The organism is Streptomyces sp. NPDC127038, from assembly GCF_042725875.1.
Lineage (GTDB): Bacteria > Actinomycetota > Actinomycetes > Streptomycetales > Streptomycetaceae > Streptomyces.
Window position 1 is genome coordinate 1 of the sequence record NZ_JBHXDQ010000072.1, and the last position, 19,502, is coordinate 19,502.

The 19,502-nt window shown below is 73.3% G+C and carries 18 protein-coding genes and 1 pseudogene; 11 read left to right on the plus strand and 8 right to left on the minus strand.

Features of this window, described 5'->3' with window-relative positions:
- Nucleotides 1-164 precede the first annotated feature (164 nt).
- The 3 genes and pseudogenes from ACFWI4_RS34435 to ACFWI4_RS34445 all read left to right on the plus strand — a co-directional run.
- Nucleotides 165-1,106 carry a glutaminase gene (locus ACFWI4_RS34435; protein ID WP_387204528.1) on the plus strand — a complete coding sequence of 314 codons (942 nt, stop codon included), beginning with the start codon at nucleotides 165-167 and terminating at the stop codon, nucleotides 1,104-1,106.
- A gap of 101 nt (nucleotides 1,107-1,207) precedes the next feature.
- A complete protein-coding gene (gene mptB, locus ACFWI4_RS34440; protein WP_387204531.1) occupies nucleotides 1,208-2,614 on the plus strand; it encodes a polyprenol phosphomannose-dependent alpha 1,6 mannosyltransferase MptB in 1,407 nt (468 codons plus the stop codon).
- Nucleotides 2,611-3,780, plus strand: a pseudogene (locus tag ACFWI4_RS34445) (glycosyltransferase family 87 protein); the annotation flags it as partial. The gene mptB and the pseudogene ACFWI4_RS34445, both read left to right, overlap by 4 nt.
- Before the next feature lie 224 nt (nucleotides 3,781-4,004).
- On the opposite strand, the gene ACFWI4_RS34450 reads toward ACFWI4_RS34445, so the two are convergent.
- Together ACFWI4_RS34450 and rho are read right to left on the minus strand one after the other, a co-directional pair.
- Nucleotides 4,005-5,297 (minus strand): D-alanyl-D-alanine carboxypeptidase family protein, encoded by a 1,293-nt coding sequence (locus tag ACFWI4_RS34450; RefSeq protein WP_387204534.1) that lies wholly within the window; start codon nucleotides 5,295-5,297, stop codon nucleotides 4,005-4,007.
- Between the two features lie 123 nt (nucleotides 5,298-5,420).
- Nucleotides 5,421-6,668, minus strand: a complete 1,248-nt coding sequence (gene rho, locus ACFWI4_RS34455; protein ID WP_387204537.1) for a transcription termination factor Rho — start codon at nucleotides 6,666-6,668, stop codon at nucleotides 5,421-5,423.
- Between the two features lie 402 nt (nucleotides 6,669-7,070).
- Here rho and ACFWI4_RS34460 point away from each other — a divergent pair, with 402 nt between their 5' ends.
- From ACFWI4_RS34460 to ACFWI4_RS34480, 5 genes are all read left to right on the plus strand, one after another.
- Nucleotides 7,071-8,294 (plus strand): cytochrome P450, encoded by a 1,224-nt coding sequence (locus tag ACFWI4_RS34460; protein ID WP_387204653.1) that lies wholly within the window; start codon nucleotides 7,071-7,073, stop codon nucleotides 8,292-8,294.
- 93 nt (nucleotides 8,295-8,387) lie between these two features.
- Nucleotides 8,388-9,134, plus strand: a complete 747-nt coding sequence (locus tag ACFWI4_RS34465) for a nuclear transport factor 2 family protein (protein WP_387204539.1) — start codon at nucleotides 8,388-8,390, stop codon at nucleotides 9,132-9,134.
- Nucleotides 9,131-9,472 carry a YciI family protein gene (locus ACFWI4_RS34470; protein ID WP_387204542.1) on the plus strand — a complete coding sequence of 114 codons (342 nt, stop codon included), beginning with the start codon at nucleotides 9,131-9,133 and terminating at the stop codon, nucleotides 9,470-9,472. Before ACFWI4_RS34465 ends, ACFWI4_RS34470 begins: the two co-directional genes overlap by 4 nt.
- On the plus strand, nucleotides 9,469-10,740 hold the full coding sequence (locus tag ACFWI4_RS34475) for an RNA polymerase sigma factor (protein WP_387204545.1): 1,272 nt from the start codon (nucleotides 9,469-9,471) through the stop codon (nucleotides 10,738-10,740). The genes ACFWI4_RS34470 and ACFWI4_RS34475 overlap by 4 nt, the downstream gene beginning before the upstream one ends.
- A 79-nt stretch (nucleotides 10,741-10,819) precedes the next feature.
- Nucleotides 10,820-10,984 (plus strand): hypothetical protein, encoded by a 165-nt coding sequence (locus ACFWI4_RS34480; RefSeq protein ID WP_387204548.1) that lies wholly within the window; start codon nucleotides 10,820-10,822, stop codon nucleotides 10,982-10,984.
- Here ACFWI4_RS34480 and ACFWI4_RS34485 read toward each other — a convergent pair.
- On the minus strand, nucleotides 10,967-12,586 hold the full coding sequence (locus tag ACFWI4_RS34485; RefSeq protein ID WP_387204551.1) for an alpha-amylase family glycosyl hydrolase: 1,620 nt from the start codon (nucleotides 12,584-12,586) through the stop codon (nucleotides 10,967-10,969). The two genes, ACFWI4_RS34480 and ACFWI4_RS34485, sit on opposite strands and share 18 nt — an antisense overlap.
- 121 nt (nucleotides 12,587-12,707) lie before the next feature.
- Between ACFWI4_RS34485 and ACFWI4_RS34490 the strand changes: the two genes are divergently transcribed.
- On the plus strand, nucleotides 12,708-13,502 hold the full coding sequence (locus ACFWI4_RS34490) for a class I SAM-dependent methyltransferase (protein ID WP_387204554.1): 795 nt from the start codon (nucleotides 12,708-12,710) through the stop codon (nucleotides 13,500-13,502).
- Here the strand turns inward: ACFWI4_RS34490 and ACFWI4_RS34495 are convergent.
- The gene (locus ACFWI4_RS34495) at nucleotides 13,480-14,205 is read right to left on the minus strand and encodes a GntR family transcriptional regulator (RefSeq protein WP_385396357.1); all 726 of its coding nucleotides are present in this window, start codon (nucleotides 14,203-14,205) and stop codon (nucleotides 13,480-13,482) included. The genes ACFWI4_RS34490 and ACFWI4_RS34495 overlap by 23 nt on opposite strands.
- 431 nt (nucleotides 14,206-14,636) lie before the next feature.
- Here ACFWI4_RS34495 and ACFWI4_RS34500 point away from each other — a divergent pair, with 431 nt between their 5' ends.
- Nucleotides 14,637-15,338, plus strand: a complete 702-nt coding sequence (locus tag ACFWI4_RS34500) for a hypothetical protein (protein WP_387204558.1) — start codon at nucleotides 14,637-14,639, stop codon at nucleotides 15,336-15,338.
- 212 nt (nucleotides 15,339-15,550) lie between these two features.
- Here the strand turns inward: ACFWI4_RS34500 and ACFWI4_RS34505 are convergent, their stop codons facing one another.
- The 4 genes from ACFWI4_RS34505 to ACFWI4_RS34520 form a co-directional block, all read right to left on the minus strand.
- Nucleotides 15,551-15,904 (minus strand): beta/gamma crystallin domain-containing protein, encoded by a 354-nt coding sequence (locus ACFWI4_RS34505; protein WP_385396361.1) that lies wholly within the window; start codon nucleotides 15,902-15,904, stop codon nucleotides 15,551-15,553.
- 313 nt (nucleotides 15,905-16,217) lie between these two features.
- Nucleotides 16,218-17,183 (minus strand): acetylxylan esterase, encoded by a 966-nt coding sequence (locus ACFWI4_RS34510; RefSeq protein ID WP_387204562.1) that lies wholly within the window; start codon nucleotides 17,181-17,183, stop codon nucleotides 16,218-16,220.
- A 175-nt stretch (nucleotides 17,184-17,358) separates the two neighbouring features.
- Nucleotides 17,359-17,946 (minus strand): hypothetical protein, encoded by a 588-nt coding sequence (locus tag ACFWI4_RS34515; protein ID WP_387204565.1) that lies wholly within the window; start codon nucleotides 17,944-17,946, stop codon nucleotides 17,359-17,361.
- A 269-nt stretch (nucleotides 17,947-18,215) separates the two neighbouring features.
- A complete protein-coding gene (locus ACFWI4_RS34520; RefSeq protein WP_387204568.1) occupies nucleotides 18,216-18,803 on the minus strand; it encodes a hypothetical protein in 588 nt (195 codons plus the stop codon).
- 314 nt (nucleotides 18,804-19,117) lie between these two features.
- On the opposite strand from ACFWI4_RS34520, the gene ACFWI4_RS34525 reads away from it, so the two are divergent.
- A complete protein-coding gene (locus ACFWI4_RS34525) occupies nucleotides 19,118-19,486 on the plus strand; it encodes a VOC family protein (RefSeq protein ID WP_387204571.1) in 369 nt (122 codons plus the stop codon).
- Nucleotides 19,487-19,502: the final 16 nt, after the last annotated feature.

Genomic DNA, 19,502 nt, shown 5'->3' on the forward strand with positions numbered 1-19,502 from the left:
GTTACTAGAAGTACGGACGTGCGGCCCGACGCGGCGCGGACGGGGAGTGATACCCCCCCCCCCCGCGCCCCCCGGGCCGCCGCCGCCGGGGGGGGGCGGCGCCGGAACCCGGCTCCGCGCCCTCCGTGGTGTGCGGGGGCCGGACGGGCGGCACAATGGCGATCATGCCCGCGCACGCGTCGTCGCCCTCCTCCCTGACCTTCCAGCCGGTCCTGGAGCGCATCGCCACCGAGATCGCGCAGACCCCGGGCCGCGGCCGGCCGGCCGACTACATCCCGGCGCTGGCCGCCTGCGACCCACGCCGCTTCGGGATGGCCGTCGCGGAACTCGACGGCACGGTGTACGGGGTGGGGGACTGGCGGCAGCCGTTCTCCACGCAGTCCATCACCAAGGTCTTCACGCTCGCCCTGGACCTGGCCCGCGAGGGCGACGCGCTGTGGGAGCACGTCGGGCGCGAGCCCTCCGGCAACCCGTTCAACTCCCTGGTCCAGCTGGAGTACGAGAACGGCATCCCCCGCAACCCGTTCATCAACGCCGGAGCCCTCGTCGTCACCGACCGGCTCCAGACCCGTACCGGGGACGCGGCCGGAACCCTGCTGGAGTTCCTGCGCGCCGAGAGCGGCAACCAGAGCCTCGACTTCGACCGGGACATCGCCGCCTCCGAGACCGCGAACGGCGACCGCAACGCGGCCCTCGCCCACTTCATGGCCTCGTACGGAAACATCGACAACCCGGTGCCCGACCTCCTCGACCAGTACTTCCTCCAGTGCTCGATCGCCGCCTCCTGCGCCGATCTCGCCCTCGCCACCGGGTTCCTGGCCCGGCACGGCATCCGCGCCGACGGCGGCCGGCTGCTCCCGCGGAGCCAGGCCAAGCAGATCAACGCGATCATGCTGACCTGCGGGACCTACGACGCCGCGGGCGACTTCGCGTACCGGGTCGGGCTCCCCGGCAAGAGCGGGGTGGGCGGCGGCATCATCGCCGTGGTGCCGGGCCGGTGCACCCTGTGCGTCTGGAGCCCGGGCCTGGACGAACGGGGCAACTCCGTGGCCGGCGTGGCCGCCCTGGACCGCTTCACGACCCTGACCGGCGTGTCCGTGTTCTGAATTCCCCGGCACCACACGGAGGTCACGCTCCGGACCCCGCGCGGAGAGCGCCGCGTCGCCTTCCGGCCACCCGGCGTTGACACGCTTGCGGAGTGTTGGCCATGGCTTTCCCCGTCGATCTCCGCCGCTGCCAGGCCCTGGGCCTCGCCGGAACCGCCGTCCTCGCGCTGGGCGGCGAGACCGCGGGTGCCCTGCCCGCGCGCGACCTCCTCGCGCCCGGGTCGGGCCGGGCCGTCCTGGGCCTGGTCGGGGTGTACTTCGGCGTCGTCCTGCTGATAGCCGCCTGGGCCCTGCTCGGCACCGTCGTACGCGGCCCGGAGCCGCCGACCCCGCGTTCCCTGCTGCTCGTCCTGGCCACCTGGGCCGCGCCGCTGCTGCTCGCGCCGCCCCTCTTCAGCCGGGACGTCTACAGCTACCTCGCCCAGGGCGCCATGGTCGACGCCCACATCGACGTCTACGCGTACGGGCCCGCGCAGCTCGGCGGCCCGCTCGCCGACGAGGTGGCGCCCGTGTGGCAGACCACCACCACCCCGTACGGGCCCGTCTTCCTCGCCGTCGCCCGCGGTCTGTCGGCGCTGACCCGCGGGCAGATACCGGCCGGCCTGTTCGGCATGCGCATGGTCGCCCTGCTCGGGGTGGCCCTGATGGCGGCGGCCCTGCCCCGCCTCGCCCGGCACAGCGGCGCCGACCCGGCCGCCGCGCTGTGGCTGGGCGCGCTCAACCCCCTGGTCCTGCTGCACCTGGTGGCCGGCGCGCACAACGACGCCATCATGCTCGGCCTGCTCGGCGTCGGCCTGGTGGCCGCGCGCGGCCGACGGCCCGTCCTGGGGATCGTCCTGATCACCCTCGCCGCCCTCGTCAAGGCGCCCGCGGCGCTCGGTCTCGTGGCGGTGATCGCGCTGCGCGGGCGCGGACGAGGACGCCGGGGCATCGCGCGGGTCACCGTGACCACCGCCGTGGTCGCGACCGCCACCACGGTCGCCGCGACGGCGGTCGCCGGTACGGGCTACGGCTGGATAGCGGCCCTGAAGACCCCCGTCTCGCCGCACAACTGGTCACCCACCAGCCTCCTCGGGCGGGTCACCGGAGCCCTCCTCGAAAAGCTCGGCAGCGGGCTCGCGCCGCTCGCGATGCCCGCCTGGCACGCCGCCGGACTCCTGGCGACCGTGGGGCTGCTGCTGTTCATATGGCTGCGGCTGCGCCCGCACCCCGTCTACGCGCTGGGTCTGAGCCTGGCCGCGGTGGCGGTGTTCGGTCCGGCGGTCAGGCCCTGGTACGCGCTGTGGGGACTGTTCCTCATCGCGGCGGCGGCGCCTACCGGTTCGGTGCGCGGCCGGGTCGCGGCCGCCAGCGGGGTGCTCGCGCTCGCCGTGCTGCCGAGCGGCGCGCCGGCGGACGCCGGACAGGTGATCCTCGCCGTCTCCGGCGGGCTGCTCGCCCTCGTCGTCCTCTGGCAGGCCCACCAGGCGGCCCAGCCGCAGGCGCCGGTACTGGAACGGACGGCATGACGGCGGACGCGGAGCACGGAAATCCCGTGACGCACGGAACGCACCCGGGCGGGACGGTCGGGGCGACGGGCACGGGAACGCCTGACGGGTCGTACAGGGCGCGTGGGGCTCCCGAGGCGTCCGGGGCTCCCGGGGCTTCCGGGACGGGAACGCCCGGCGGGGCGAAGGACGCGGGGCAGGCGGGCGGGGCGACCGGGACGAGGACGACGAGCGTGAGACGGACGACGACAGGGCCGACGGGAGCCGGGGCACCCACCGGCGACAGGGCTGCCGAAGGACCGGCGGCCCTGCTGAGCACCGACCGCAGGCGGCTCCTCCTCGTCCTCGGACTGGCCGTCGTCGTCGGCGTGTTCACCGCCACCGTGCCCCTGCTGCGCGACTGGTTCGACCTGCGCGTCTACTACGGGGCGGTCGACAACTGGGTCCACCACGGCGGCAGCATCTACGACTACCGGGTGCCGGGAACGGGCTACGGGTTCACCTACCCGCCGTTCGCGGCCCTCGGCATGCTGCCGATGGCCCTGGTCGGCCTGAACACGGCGATCGCCGCCGCCCTGCTCCTCAACCTCACCGCCCTGGGCCTGGTCACGGGCATCCTGGTCGGCCCCGAACTGCGCCGCTACGGCTGGTTCGGCTGTGCCCTGACGGCCTGTCTGCTGGCGCTGCTCGAACCGGTCCGCGACACCTTCAGCTTCGGCCAGGTCAACCTGGTGCTGCTCGCCCTCGTACTGAGCGACGCCTGGCTGCTGTCGAGCGGGCGGGGCCGCTGGGCGGGCGCCGGGACCGGTCTCGCCGCGGCGATCAAGCTCACCCCGGCGCTCTTCATCGCGCTGCTGCTGCTCGGCAGGCGCTGGCGGGCCGCCGGTGTCGCCACGGGCGTCGCGGCGGCGGCCACCGCGCTGGCGGCCTGGGTGGCGCCGGACGCCTCCCGCTTCTACTGGACCGACGCGCTGTGGGACACGACCCGCATCGGGCGTCTGGACTACGTCTCCAACCAGTCGCTCCAGGGCGTGCTGGCACGCCTGGTGGCACCGGAGGAACCGAGCAGGGCCCTGTGGGCGACCCTGTCCCTGCTGGTCCTGTGCGTCTGGGCCTGGCGGACCTCACGCGCCCTCGCCGACGGGGACTGGACCGCCGCCTTCGCCCTGACCGGGCTGACCGCCTGTCTGGTCAGCCCGATCACCTGGGTGCACCACCTGGTCTGGCTGCTGCCGTCCTTCGCCGTCCTGCTGCGGCGGCGCAGGGTGCGGATCGCGGCGGCCCTGTACGCGGTGCTGTGCAGCAGTGTGGTGTGGCTGTGGTTCGACGACGCCTCGGGCCTCGGCGGCTTCCTCGGCAGCAACACCTATACGTGGATCACCCTGGGGCTGCTGCTGTGGCTTCCGGCCGGTCAGCCGCGCCCGGACCGGCCCGCCTTGAACCGCAGGGCGAACGCGACGCCCGCGGCGCCCAGCACGGCGGCACCGGCGATCCCGGCGGCGCCCGACCAGCCGAGCCCCGAGTCCTCGGACGGCGCGGCGGCCACCGGGCGCGGGCTGTTCAGGGGCCGGTCGCCGGCGGCGGGCCGGACGGCACGGCCGGGATGAGCGGCGGGCCCGGGACGCGCCGGACCGGAGGCCCGGGTACCGGCCGCGGAGGGCCCGCCGGCGGGGACGGAGCGCGTGTCGAGCAGGGTTCCGACGGGATCGACCTCACCGGACGCGGCGAAGCCCCAGTCGAGCAGGGAGCGCGCCTCCTCGTACACGGTCAGTCCGCCGCCCGCCTGGGGGTTCATCAGCGTGACGACGAGGGTGCGCGTGCCGTGCCTGGCGGCGGCGACCAGGGTGTTGCCCGCGTTGGTCGTGTAGCCGTTCTTGACCCCGATCAGACCGGGATACCGCTCGACCCCGTTCGCGCCGGTGAGGAGCCGGTTGGTGTTCTGGATGCCGTACGTGGAGCTGCCCTGGCCGGGGAACATGGCCTCGGCGGTGGAGCAGTACCGGGCGAAGTCGGGGTTGCGCAGTCCGGCTCGTCCGAACACCGCCAGGTCGTACGCCGACGAGACCTGCCCGGGTGTGTCGTAGCCGTCGGGCGAGACGACGTGGGTGTCGTTCGCGCCTAGGGAGCGGGCCTTGGCCTGCATCTGGGCGGCGGTGCTCGTCCAGCCGCCGTTCATCGAGGCGAGCACGTGCACGGCGTCGTTGCCCGAGTTGAGGAAGACACCGCGCCACAGGTCCGACACGCGGTAGGTGATTCCCTCGGCCACGCCGACCATGCTGCTGCCCGCGCCGATGCCTTCGAGCTCCCGCTCCTTGACGGTGTGCAGGGTGCTGCCGGGCAGCTTCGGCAGGACGGTGAGGGCGAACAGGGTCTTGAGGGTGCTCGCGGGCGGGAGCCGGCGGTGGGCGTTGTGCGCGGCGAGGACATCGCCGGTGGTGGCGTCGGCCACCACCCAGGACAGCGCGGAGACGTCGGGGACCTCGGGTGCCCCGGGCCGGGGCCGTACCTGGATGCCGGGCTGGTTCAGCGACGAGGGTGGTGGCGCGGCGGGCCGCGGAGCCCGGGGGAACGCGTCGGTGAGTGCGGAGGCCGGGCTCTGCGCCGCGGCCAGCAGCCCGGCCGCGCAGACGGCGGAGCAGGTCAGTGCGGCACGCGTGACCGCGGAGCGCGAAGCAGCGGTCCGGGATGAGAATCCGATCGTCATACCGCAAACGTAGGAAGGGTCGGGCGACACGCCGGGGTGGCCGGGCCGAGCGGAGCCGTCGAGCACCCGGATGCCGCAGCCGCGGGGCCGTCGGGACGGCGACGTGGGCTGGACGCTGGGCTGTCAGGACGGCAGCGTGGGCTGGACGCGGCGCAGGAACGTGGCGTTGTCGGGGGTGGCGCGCAGCCGCTCCAGGAGGGTCTCAAGGCCGGTCTGCCCGTCGCGCGTCAGCAGGGCCCGGCGCAGTCCCCGTACGACGGCCGACTCGGCCTCGGGCACCAGGAGTTCCTCGCGGCGGGTGCCGGAGGGGGTGATGTCGACCGCGGGGAAGACGCGCCGGGCGGCCAGGGTCCGGTCCAGCCGCAGCTCCATGTTGCCCGTGCTCTTGAGCTCCTCGAAGAAGAAGTCGTCGGCGCGGGAACCGGTCTCCACCAGGGCGGTGGCGAGGATGGTGAGCGAGCCGCCCTCCTCGGCGAGGCGGGCCGCGCCGAAGAGCCGCTTGGGGCCGGTCAGGGCGGCGGCGTCGACACCGCCGCTCAGGGTGCGTCCGCCGGAGGCCGCCGCGTTGTTGTGCGCCCGGCACAGCCGGGTGAGCGAGTCCAGCAGGATCACGACGTCCTCGCCCGCCTCGACGAGCCGCTTGGCCCGCTCGACGACGAGTTCGGCGAGCGCGATGTGCTGCCGGGGCGCCTGGTCGAAGGTGGAGGCGTAGACCTCGCCGCGTACGGACCGCCGCATGTCGGTGACCTCCTCCGGGCGTTCGTCGACGAGCAGCACCATCAGACGGCATTCGGGGTGGTTTCCGGCCACGGCCGCGGCGATCTGCTGGAGCAGTACCGTCTTGCCGGTCTTGGGCGGGGCGACGATCAGACCGCGCTGGCCCTTGCCGACCGGTGCGACCAGGTCGACGACGCGTCCGGTCAGCCTGCTCGCCGGGTGCTCCAGACGGAGCCGGTCACGCGGGTGCAGCGGGGTGAGGTCCTTGAAGTGCGGGCGGCGGCGCTGCTCCTCGGGCGTACGGCCGTTGATCCGCTCGACCTCGGTGAGGACGCGGGGTCCGCCGCGCACGCCCTCCACGGTGTCGCCCCGGCGAAGGCCGTGACGGCGGATCAGCGCGGGGGAGACCTGGAGGTCGTCGGGGGACGGCAGGAGGTCGGCGGAGCGCAGGTGCCCCTTCCCGGTGCCGTCGATGTCGAGGACGCCGACGGCCGTCCGGGTCCGGGGCCCCTGTTCCACAGGGGGGTGTTCGAGTGTGGTGGTCATGGGGTGTCCTCTCGGGACGGATCGCATGGGAATGCGCAAGGAAGGGATGGGCCGCGAGGGGAGGGCGCGGGGCGCGCTCCGGTGCGGCGGGAACGTCACCTCGGACACGACGGGAGATCCCCGGTCTTCGCGTGAGGTGGTGCCGAGAAGCTGTTTCGCGTGCCGGAGTCGGCCGCGTGACAGCGGGAGAAGTGAACTGGCACCGGCGCCTGATGAGAGCGGCGTACACGAGTGCTGTTCGCAGAGTACCACCGGTCGGCCCGGATCGGGTGTGATCCGGGTCACCCGTCCGTCGGGCCTCCTCGCGCGAGCGTCCGCCGCACCGGAGCCTTCCGCCTCGCGCGGGCCGTCCGAACGGCTTCACCGAGGTGCTTCACCGAGCTGCTGCGCGCGCTGTTCCGAGCGGGCACAATCGATCTTCGGACGGCGCCCGTCGCAGTCGTACGACCGCCAACTCGGCCCGGCAGCAAGGAGAACACGGTGGACACCTCGCCCGTCACGCCGCACCGCATGGACCCCGCGGGCGGATGCCCGCACGCCGTCAACGAGCGGCTGCTCGCCCGCGGCGCCGTCACGGCGGTGGTGCTGCCCGGCGAGGTGGACGGCGCCGCGGTGCTGGGGCACGAGGCGCTGAAGGAGTTCCTCGCCCACCCGGACGTCGCCAAGGGGGCCCGGCACTTCACCGCCCTGAACGAGGGCCGCATAGCCGACGGCTGGCCGCTCATGACCTTCGCCACCGTGCAGGGCATGACGACCGCGGACGGGGACGACCACCGGCGCCTGCGGTCCCTGGTCAGCAAGGCGTTCACCGCCCGCAGGGTCGAACAACTGCGCCCCGGGATCGAGGACTTGACCTCGACCCTGCTCGACGGGCTGGAAGCGGCGGCGGAACGCGGCGCGGGAGTGGCCGACCTGCGCGAACACTTCGCGCTCCCGCTCCCGATGGGTGTCATCGGTCAACTCCTCGGCGTCGACGCCCGGTACCGCGACCGGCTGCACCGGCTGACGAACCAGGTCGTCTCCACCGACATCGGCCCCGAGCAGGCCGTCGCCGCGAACCGCGAACTGATGGCCGTACTGGACGCCGTCGCGACCGCGCGCGCCGAGGACCCCGGCGACGACCTCACCAGCGCGCTGATCGCCGCCCACGACGAGGACGGCGACCGGCTCAGCCGGCAGGAACTCATGGGCACCCTCGTACTCATGATCATCGCCGGACACGAGACCACGCTGAACCTGATCACCAACGCCGTGCGGGCCCTGTGCGCGCACCGCGACCAGCTCGCCGCGGTCCTCGACGGCCGGGCGGACTGGGGGGACGTCGTCGAGGAGACCCTGCGCTGGGACGCCCCCGTCAGCTACTTCCCGTTCCGCTACCCGGTGCGCGACCTCACCGTCGACGGGACCGTCATTCCCCGGGGCACACCCGTCCTCGCCGGCTACTCGGCCGCCGGCCGCGACCGGGCCGCGCACGGACCCGACGCCGACCGCTTCGACGTCACCCGCCCCCGGCGGCCCGGCGCCGCCCGTCACCTCTCCCTGGGCCACGGCGCCCACTACTGCCTCGGCGCGCCCCTGGCCCGGATGGAGGCCACCATCGCCCTGGAACGGCTGTTCACCCGCTTCCCCGGCCTCGACCTCGCCGTGTCCGAGGAGGACCTCACCCACCAGGCAAGCTTCGTCGGCAACAGCGTCCGCACCCTGCCCGTGCGGCCCGGAACCTCCCGCCTCTGACGGAACGCGGGAAAAATCTTCCCGGGACTGTCGATTCGCCGGGGCGCCGTTCGTCGGTGCGGTGTAGGAAGCACATGAGCACCGGGAGGAACCATGAAGTACATGCTGCTGGTCTGCGGCGACGACACCGCCGACGCCTCCGGGATGGCGCCCGTCGAACCGTGGGTCGAGGAACTGGGCGTCGAGCGGGGCGTCCGGCTGCACGGCCACCGCCTGCGGCTGCCCGCCGAGGCGGTCACCGTCCGGGTCCGCGACGGCGAAGTACTGCGCACCGACGGGCCGTTCGCCGAGACCAAGGAGTACGTCGCCGGCTTCGACATCCTGGACTGCGCCTCGATGGAGGAGGCGATCGAGGCCGCGGCCAAACACCCGGTCGCCACGATCGGCGCGATGGAGGTCCGCGCCTTCTGGGACGACGAGGACGCCGAGGGGCGCATCCGCCACCTCGACGCCGAACTCACCGAGGCGGTCCGCGAACGCGACCTCGACCGGGCGATGGCCTGCTACGCCCCGGACGTCGAGGTCTTCCACCCCGTGAGCGGCCTGGAACAGACCGGCGCCGACGCCCTGCGCAAGGCGCAGGAGCAGTGGTTCTCGGCGCTCGCCGGGCCCGCCGACCGCGAGGTCCTCGACTTCCGGCTGCGCGTCGACGAGAGCGTCGCCTTCAGCCACGCCCTGGTGCGCCTGCGGGCCCCGCTCGCCGACGGCACCACGCTGGACTCCGTCACCCGCGTCACCACCGGCTACCGCGCGGCCGGCGACCGCTGGCTGATCGTCCACCAGCACATGTCCGTGCCGTCGGACGCCGGCCTCCCGCCCGCCGGGCGGACGGGGTCATGAGGTACGCCCTGTTCATCTGCGCCCCGGCCGACGGGGAGGAACCCGTGCCCGAGGACATCGCCTCCGGCCCCCGGATCGCCTCGTACCTCCAGGAGGTGCCCGAGCGCGGCATCGTCCGGTGCGGCGCCCGGCTGCGGCCGGCGACCGACGCCACGACCGTCCGGGTCCGGGGCGACGAAGTCCTGCTCACCGACGGGCCGTTCGTCGAAGCGCGGGAGTACGTCGCCGGTATCGACCTCGTCGAGGTCGCCGACCTCGACGAGGCCATCGCGCTCGCGTCCCGGCATCCGGTGGCGCTGGCGGGCGGTGCGGTGGAGGTGCGGCCGGTCTGGGAATGAACGACGGGATCGAGGAGGCGGTCGCGGCCGCGTTCCGTGAGGAGTGGGGCCAGGTCGTCGCCACCCTGATCCGGGTGACCGGCGACTGGGACCTCGCCGAGGAGTGTGCGCAGGACGCCTTCGCCCAGGCGCTCGACCGGTGGCGGCGCGACGGAGTACCGCGCCGCCCCGGCGCCTGGCTGACCACGACCGCGCGCAACCGGGCCCTGGACGTGCTGCGCCGCGAGGCGGCCGGTGCGCGCAAGCTGCGGGAGGTGGCGGTGTCGGCACGCGACGACGGTCCGTACGACCCGTACGGAACGTACAACCCGTACGAAACGGATGGCGGTGACGGAGTCGGCGACGACCGGCTGCGGCTGATCTTCACCTGCTGCCACCCCGCGCTGGCCATCGAGGCCCGCGTGGCCCTCACCCTGCGCACCCTGGCAGGGCTCACCACCCCTGAGATCGCGCGCGCCTTCCTCGTCCCCGAGGCCACCATGGCGCAGCGGCTGGTGCGGGCCAAGCGGAAGATCCGCAACGCGGGCATCCCCTACCGCGTACCCCCCGCGCACCTCCTGCCCGAACGCACCACCGGCGTCCTCGGCGTGCTCTATCTGCTCTTCAACGAGGGGTACGCGGCCACGGCCGGAGCCGATCTCACGCGCACCGGTCTCTCCGCGGAGGCGATCCGCCTCGCCCGCGTCCTGGCCCGGCTGATGCCCGACGAGCCCGAAGTCCTCGGCCTGCTCGCGCTGTTGCTGCTCCACGACGCCCGGAGCGGCACCCGCGTCGACGCGGCCGGCGAGCTGGTCACCCTGGAGGACCAGGACCGGACCGCCTGGGACGCCTCCGAGGCGGACGAGGGCGCCGCGCTGCTGGAGACCGCGCTGCGCCGGGAGCGCCCGGGCCCGTACCAGATCCAGGCCGCGATCGCCGCCTGTCACACCACCGCCGCCACGGCCGAGGAGACCGACTGGGCCGACATCGCGGGCCTCTACGGCGAGCTCCGGCGTTTCGTTCCCTCCGCCGTGGTCCGGCTCAACCAGGCGGTCGCCGTCGGCATGTCGGAGGGCGCCGACGCCGGCCTCGCCCTGGTCGCCGAGCTGGAGGAGGAGGGCGAGCTGGACGCGTACCACCTGCTGCCCGCCACCCGTGCGGACCTCCTGCGCCGCGCCGGACGCAGGGCCGAGGCGGCCGAGGCGTACGAGAGGGCTCTCGAACTGGCCGAGAACGCGGCCGAGCGAAGATTCCTGGAGAAGCGGCTCGCCGAGTGTCGATCGGCCTAGGGGCTCTTCGTCGGTCCGGTGAGGTCGCCTCCCGCAGGCCGGGAGGCGGCGCCACCACCGTCTGAGGAGGCCCCGCGCCATGACCGTCCAGGCCCGCAGGATCCCGCCGCCCGGTGCCCTCCGGCTGCTGTTCGCCCGGCGCGCACGGCCGAGGGCGGAGAGCCCCGCGCGGCCCGGGCCGTCCGCCGGGGCCGACCCGGACACCCCGGACGTCTGGCTCGCCCTCCTACGGCTGAGGGGCTGAGCCGGTCCGGGTGCCGGTGAGTTCGAATACGCCGTAGCCGAACCCCCGTGCCCTGACCGTGTCGTGGCCGATCTCGACGCCGTCCGTCTCCAGGGAGCGGACTCCGGAGAGCCGGTCGACCGCGCAACTCACCTCCACCCGCGACGGGTTGACCACGACGAGATACCGGCCGCCGCGCACGTACACGAACGGGTATCCGGCGTGCACCACCTCGACCGAGCCGTCCGGTCCCAGCTCGGGCGCGGCCTTGCGCAACGCGACGAGCCGGCGGACCAGATGCAGGAGCGAGGTCGTGTCGGCTCGCTGGGCGGCGACCGTCGGGCGGTCGGGCGACGGGTCGAGGGGGAGGTACAGACGGTCGGGCGGCGCGGTGGAGAAACCGGCGTTCGGGCCGTCGTCCCACTGCATCGGCGTACGGGAGCCCGCGCGGTTGTAGCGGGGGCCCAGCACGCTGCCCTCCTTGTCCGGCAGTCCCGGCACGTAGCGCATGCCGATCTCGTCGCCGTAGTAGATGGCCGGAAGGGTCGGCCAGGTCAGCTGGAAGGCGAAGGCGACGGGCAGCTGATCCGGCGTGCGGGGGCCGCAGTTGAGCCGGGAGAAGTCGTGGTTGGCGGTCGGCAGCGCGACGAAGCCGTCCCGGCCGAGCACGGCGGTGGCGGCCCGCCAGGCCTCCACGAACGGCCGCGGTGAGCCGCGCCCCTCGGCGTCGAAGAAACAGTCGAGGGGGTCCCAGGCCTCGTTGACCGTGCCCTCGCCGTTGCTCCACAGCGAGCGCAGGGCGAGCCCGTCGGTGGGGCCGCCGAACTGGAGGAAGAAGTCCGCGTGGAATCCCGCCGGGACGGACAGCTCGGGCTCGCCCCATTCCGAGAGCAGCACGGCTTCGGGATGCGTGGCGTCCAGCCAGTGCCTCAACTCGGTCCAGATCGCTGCCGTTTCCCTCTTGCCGGGGTCGTCCTTCACCAGCGAGGCGGCCATGTCCACCCGGAAGCCCGCGAGTCCGAGGCCGAGCCAGTGGTCCATCACCGTGCGCAGCGCGGCCCGGTTGGCTCGCGGCCCGGGCGCGTCGACCGGCAGCCGCCAGGGTTCGTCCGGACGGGTGCGCCCGTAGCCGAAGTTGAGGGCCGGCTGGAAGGCGAAGAAGTTCGGCAGGTACGCCCCCGGGCGCGTCCCGGGGGACGGGACGAAACCGTCCGGGACGCGGCCCTCGGGCGCCCAGATGTACCGGTCGTCGGCCGGATCGTCCATCGCGGCCCGGAACCAGGGGTGTTGGTCGGAGGTGTGGCCCGCCACGAGGTCGAGGAGGACGCGGATGCCCCGGCGGCCCGCTTCCGCGACGAGCCGGGCGAGGTCGTCGGACGAGCCGTAGCGGGGTGCGACGCGCAGATAGTCGGCGACGTCGTATCCGGCGTCACCGAACGGGGACGCGAAGCACGGGTTGAGCCAGACGGTGTCGACGCCCAGCCACGCGAGGTGGTCGAGGCGCTCGGTGATTCCGTCGAAGTCGCCGATGCCGTCGCCGTCGGAGTCGGCGAACGACTGCGGATAGATCTGGTAGAAGACGGCGTCGGCCAGCCAGGCGGGGGCGGGGCGGAACGAGGTCATGCCCGCGACGATAGATCAGCGCACCGGGCGTCCGCTGCCCCACGGGCCGCCGTTCGGGCCGCGTTCGACCCGTCCGGGGGACATCCCCCCGATCCGGATCGAAGCCCCTAAGCTCGGCGGGATGTTCACCCCGCAAGGCCCCACCCTCCGCGAACTGGCCGTGCAGGCCCTGTCCTCGATCGAGCACGGTTACGACCTGCTCGCGCCCAAGTTCGACCACACGCCGTTCCGGACTCCGGAGGAGATCCTCGACGCGGTCGGGAAGTCCCTCGCGCCGATGGGGCCCTTCGACGCGGGACTCGACCTGTGCTGCGGAACGGGCGCCGGCATGGAGGTCCTGCGGGGCCTGTGCCGGGGGAGCGTCACCGGGGTCGACATCAGCGCGGGCATGCTGGCGGTCGGACGGGCCCGGCTCGGAGGGGCCCTGGGCGGGGCGCGGGGTCCGGCGGTCGCCTTCGTCCGGGCGGACGCCCGTTCCCTGCCCTTCGGGGGCGCGTTCGACCTCGTCGTGAGCTTCGGCGCGTTCGGGCACTTCCTGCCGCGGGAGCTGCCCGGCCTGTTCGCCGGAGTCCACGCCGTGCTGCGGCCCGGCGGACGCTTCGCCTTCCCGATCACGGCCCCGCCACGGGCCGGCTCACCCTGGTACTGGGCCCTGCTGGGCTTCGACACGGTGATGCGGGTGCGCAACGCCGTCCGGCGCCCGACCTTCGTCATGTACTACCGCACGTTCCGGCTCGGCGACGTGCTGAGCGAGCTGGCGCGGGCCGGGTTCCGGACGGAGCTTCACCCGCTGACCGGGTTCGGCCGCCGAGGCGACGGCAGCCCGCGGGCCCGGATGGTCGTGGCGACGCGTGCGGACGGCCCGGCCGGCGGCCGAGGGCGGGGCCCGGTCGTCACCTCGCCGCCGGCAACGTGAACTCGTAGACGAGGGCGTTCTGCCGGGCGTCCACGGTCAGGTCGGTGATCTCCAGCGGCCGGTCGTACTGGTCGTGCACGCGCCGGGTGACCCGCACCGACTGCGGGAGCCGGGTGATCGCGTCCCGGTGGTGCAGGGTCAGCCCCGCCCTGCGCATCCAGTCGTAGGCGCGTGACAGCTGCGCGGAGGAGTTGCCGTTCGCGCGGTCGCGGTAGCGGGCGAGTTCCTCCACCTCGGTCACGGCGACGGCGGAAAACGATGTCACGGCCGAGCGCAGTCCGCTGCCGTCGGCCGCGGCGGACTCGTAGCGATGGACCAACGTCGCCCGCAGCGGCGCGAGTCCGAGGGCCTTCGCGTGTTCCGGCGAGGGAGTCTCCCAGGTCACGGTGGCCCGACGGCACCCGTCGGGTTCGCCGGTGTGCGCGCCGACGGGGAAGTCCAGGGACGGGACGTGCTCGGCGCCGGTGCCGGACAGTGTCGCGTGGCTGCCGCGCCGGTCGGTGGAGACCTGGCCGTCGCGCCGCAGCATGGTCAGCGCCTGCCGTACGGTCTCCCGGCTGACGCCGAACCTGGTGGCCAACTCGCGTTCTCCGGGAAGGCGTTCGCCGGGTGGGATGGTCCCGGCGCGCAGCTCGCCGACCAGTTGTGCGGCGATCCGCGCGTAGAGCGGTTCGTGTTCGGACGGATGGGTGGTGCGGGCCATGACCGCGCCTCCTGCGTGGTGACAAAACGTAGCCGTGTGAGCTCGGTGCGCCACCACATCTAGCATTGGTCTAAACCACTGGGGAAGGGGGTCCGGCGACTTCGGCCGATTCCGGTCCGCGTCCCCGGCCGGGGTGTGCCACCCTCCCCGGGCCCGGGCCTGAGCGGCGCCGGGCGTCGAATCCCTTGGGCCGACTGTGCTGCGTGGTCCGGGGCGCCTTGCCGTGGGCGTCGGCGCCATGCCGCCCGCGGGCTTCCGAAAGCGCGGGAGCCGCCGGAACCGCCGTGTCCGAAAGTGCCCGGCCGGTCGAGAGTGCCGCACCTCGGGGCCGGGCGAGGCGTCGGCGAGGGGCGACAAGCGCACGCCGGGAGGGCGTTGTCGGCGGCCGGTCGTAGGCTCGCCGCGTCGGGGTTCGGTGGATGGAGGGCGACATGAGTTTTGACCTCGCGGTGTGGTTCGAGTCCGGGCGCGTCTCGGTCGCCGAGGCCACGCGTACGTACGAGCGGCTGTGCGAGGGCGACCTGGCGGGGGCCGGCGTCGTGGCGAACGAGGCCGTGGCAGCCTTCCACCGGGAACTGGCCGCCCGGTTCCCCGACCTTTCGGAGGCGGAGGGCGACGACGTGCGGGTAGAGGCGTCACCCTGGGCGGCCGGCCTCGACGTCTCGGCCGCGCATGTGATCATGCCGATCTCCTGGAGCCGGGCCGACGGCACGGCACCCGAGGTGCTGGCCCTCGCCGGCCGGCACGGTCTGGTCTGCCTCGACCCGCAGGCGCAGGTGCTGCACCGTCCGCCCGCCCAGCGCGGGGCCGACGGGCTCAGCCTTCGGCCGTGCGTCGGGCTGACGGTGGAGGACGCGGACCCCGAGGTGATCGACCGTGCCGTGCGCCGGCTGTCCGCGGAGAACTGGTTCCTGATCCTGGAGCGGCGCAGCGGCCACTTCCTTCAGGTCGGCCACGGCCCCAACGCGGGCCTCGCCGCGGACGGCTTCGCCGTCGAACACCGGGAAGGCTCGATGGAACGCCACTACCGCTGCGTGGTGAGCGGGCGGGGCGAGGTGGCCGCGCTCGTCGCCGACTACGCGGCGGGAGCGGACACCTGGAGCGTCGACGTGCAGTGGACCGGCCTCTTCTGACGCGACCCTGTCGATGTCACGAAGGATGTCACGAAGGATGTCATGAAGGCAGGCCGGTGCAGGCCGCGCGGAAATCGCGCGACCTGCACCGGTAATCCGGAGAGAATTCGTTTCATCTCCGCGTTGAATTCAGTTCCGCGCGGGCATGAATACGTATCCGGAAAGGGTCGTGCGTCGGTACGAACCCTTCCGGGGAGTTTCCCGATCCTCCGTTAGAGGATTTCGATGTCCTTGACCAGCGGAGGGCGGCTCGGGAAAGTGATGTCGGTCCATCGGTTGATGCGCACCGAGTCGCCGTTGGCGTCGTAGTAGATGAGATCGTTGTTGCCCGTCTGAATGCGGTCCACCCACCACGAGCCGAAGCCGGTCCGGCCCTTGTTGGCGTAGCAGTCCACGCTGGAGCTTCCGTTCAGGTGCGACCAGATCTTCAGGTAGTCCGCGCCACCACGGCACTCGATGTGGTCGATGGCGAAGGCGTTGCCGGTGGGCATGGCCATCGTGACGCCCACGGTGGCCGCAGCCGCCACGGCGACGGAACGGGCCACTCTCATCGTCTTCGAGATCACAACTTCTCCTTCATTCAACATTCGAACGGGGAGAGCGCGACACGCCGGACACGTAAAGGCTTGCCAATAGGGCGCCTTCCTGCCTCCGTGTGACCCATGCATCGCCTTGTCCCCCGTGCTTTCCCTATGAAGATCCTGCAAGGCGACTGCATACGGCAAGGATTCATGGCGCTCCGGGCCGGAACGTGCCCCTTAATGTCTAGATCGGGACCACTTGGAGCCGGGTTAAAGCCTGGTTTTCGGCCGCCCGTAATTCCTTTCGGCCGGATGGAAGAAAGGTGCCTCTGACCGACAGGAATGCGGATTGCCGGCTTCAGACGTGTGCGGGCAGCCAGCGCAGCTGTGCCGCCTGCTGGTGGGGGCCGCCGCCCTCGTGGTCGTTGAAGTCGTACACCTCGATCTCCTTGTCGGCGTTCCCCCAGGCGTTGAAGGCCGCGAACACCGTCGACGGCGGGCAGGTCTGGTCCTCCAGTGCCACCGAGAACAGGGCGGGTGCCCGCCCGCGCGCGGCGAAGTGCACCCCGTCGAAGTAGGAGAGGGTGCGCAGCACCTGTTCCGTACGGCCGCGGTGGGTCTTGAGGTAGTTGCCGATCTCCCGGTAGGGCGCGCGGTCCGTGAGGGTCGTGGCGCGCGGGAAGTCGCAGAGGAACGGTACGTCCGGGCAGACCGCCACCAGGTCCGGCACCAGGGCGCCGACCGCGATGCTGATGCCGCCGCCCTGGCTCACGCCGAGCGCCGCGACACGCGTCGGGTCGACCAGCGGGTGCGAGCGGGCCGCCTCCACCGCGCGCACCCCGTCGGTGAACAGCCGCCGGTAGTAGTACGTCTCGGGGTCCTCGATCCCTCGCGTCATGAACCCCGGGAAGGCGGGCGCGCTGCCCACCGGGTCCGGGGTCCCGCCGCCGCCCCACACGCTCGCCTGGCCGCGGGTGTCCATCACGAAGTGCGCGAACCCGGCCGACGCCCACAGCAGATGCGTGTGCGGCAGCCCGCGTCCGCCGCCGTACCCGATGAACTCGACGACCGTGGGCAGCGGGGAGTTCGCCCAGGCCGGCACGGTCAGCCAGCCCTTGACCGGATGGCCGCCGAAGCCGGCGAACGTCACGTCGTGGACCGTGACGGTCTTCAGCGGGATCCCGACCGGTTCGAAGCGGGCGGCGAGTTCGTGTTCGCGGGTCTCCTGGAGCGTCCTGGCCCAGAAGGAGTCGAAGTCGTCGGGCTCGGTGGACGCGCCGCGATAGGCGCGGAGTTCGTCGAGCGGCAGGTCGAACAGGGCCATCGGGGACCGCCTTTCGGCTCATGATCACGGACGGTCACACCGTACGTCCGCCCTCACGGCCCCGCCACGGGCCCCGCCATGGACCGCGCGGCCGCGCCACGGCCCCGCCATGGACCCCGCGGCCGCGCAGGCGACGGGCCGCTCCCGGTCGTCCGGAGTCCCGCCGTTACCGGCTTCAGGCCGTCCGCCGCGTCCACTCCGGTTCCGTCCGCGCCCAGTCGCGCTCCCACCGGGCCAGCCGTCCGCGCATCAGGGTCCGGCGTACGCAGACATGCGCGACCGACACGGCGAAGACGACGCACGCGCCGGTGAAGACGCCCAGGGCCAGGGCCTGTTGCCGGATCACCGAAGAGCTCGGCGGCGGGCGTACGATCGTGCCGCGGGCGTCGGTCCACACATCGACGCGCATACCTCGCCGCAGCCCCTCGGGCACACCGCCCACCCGGGCGGTCCGCACCCGCCCGTCGGACCCCGTCCAGCGAACCGGCGCGAAGCGCGGCCGCGTTCCACCGCCCGGCGTCGAGGGCCCGGTCCCGGGCACGTCGTCCAGCAGCACACCGCGGACATGGTGCCGGGCGGCGCGCAGCGCCACGGCGTGCGCCCGCGCGTCGTCGTACACCCAGCGCGCCACCCCCGCCCCCGCGAGCGGTGCGCCGACCAGCAGCAGAACACCTACGGCCACCGCCCACCACGCCTCGACGACATCGGAGCGCCGCCGCAGCGGATGACGCCGCCACCTCCGGCCGAGCATCAGGGCTCGCATGCCCCCACCTCCCCACCACCCACCGCCCCCGGCTCCGACAGGAGCCTCGACGGCGCGGAACGGCCGCCCCGGTCCACGCCCCCGGGCGCACACCGCGTGCCCCGCCGGCGCCCGGATACACCGGTCGCTTCCGTCGGGTGTCGCGCGTCCCGGCCGGGACCGGTCGTGTCTAGCACCGGGACGGGTTTCCTCCGCACCGGCGCGCCGGTGGGCGCCGTCGGGGCTCCTGCCGGGGCCGAGACCGGGGCCGAGGGCGGTGCGCCCGGGGATCAGCGGGCGCCCGGAGCGCCCCGCCCACTGCCGGAGGCACCGCCCGAGCCGGGCTTGACGATCGCGGGGCAGGAGTTCCACAGCTCCACGCCGGCCGTGAGCAGTTCCCGTACGGCCCGCTGCTCCGCCTCAGTCCACGCGGCGCACTCGCCCCCGAAGAGCCTCTCGTAGGCACTGTTGTGGACCGCGCCCTGCGGGGGCAGCCGGTCGACCTCACCGAGGCCCCGGGCCAGGTCCTCGAAGAAGTTCCACGCGTCCAGCACCGCCCCCGGGGGGACCTGCCGACGCACCGGGTCCTCCAGCCAGTGCTGGACACGGCCGAGCTCCAGGGTGGCGGCCTCCGGCCAGTCCAGCTTTCTTCCCCGCCGGTCCGCGTACACCCGCGCCTGCCGAACGGTCGTGAACAACGGCACCCGACGGCGATCGGCGGCGGGCAGCGCGAGCACCCGGTCGGGCTCGTCGTTCACGCCACTGATCCACAGGGCCACCGCGCTGCGGTCGAGCCCGCGCACCCGATAGGCGAAGAGATGCTCGCGCCCGCGCGGGTGCCCGGCCGCGAACACGTCCGCCGTTCCGGTCTCGTCCATGCCCGCATCCTGGCACGGCCGCGGGAACCGGAGCGTGCCATTTCTCTGCCGCCGGGTTCTCTGCCGCCGGGCCGCCGGGCCGCCGGGCCGCCGGGCCAATGAGCCGATGAGCAGATGAGCGGAAGAGGCGCTGGGCCGCCGAGCCGCTGACCCTTCGCAGGGCCACTCCCGAGTCACCGATGAGTTCGCCGTCCGCGACCGGTCTGTCCAACGACACGACCAGTTCTCCGCGTCGGCGACACGATCCTTCCCGTCATCGGCGACACGATCGTTCCCGGCAGCGGGTACGCGACCCTTCCCGACAGGAGAGTGCCATGTCCACCATCCAGCCCGTGATCCTGACCGACCACCACGACGTTCTGCTCGGCTTCTACACGAAGCTGTTCGGCGCCGAGGAGATCTTCCGGGTGCCTGCGGAGGGCCCGGTCTTCTACCTCGGACTGCGCGTCGGGGACAGCGATCTCGGCCTCGTGGCCAAGGAGGACGCGGGGAGCGGGGCGGCCCCGCGGATCCTGCTCAGCATCGCCGTCGACGACGTCGACGAGACGCTCGGCCGGGTCGAGGCGCTGGGCGGCTCCGTCGACGGCGGCCCCAACGACATGCCGTGGGGACAGCGCGTCGCCCACATCAAGGACCCCGACGGCAACCCGGTGAACCTCACCCAGCAGATCCCGGCCCGCTGACGCCCCGCCACGGGCC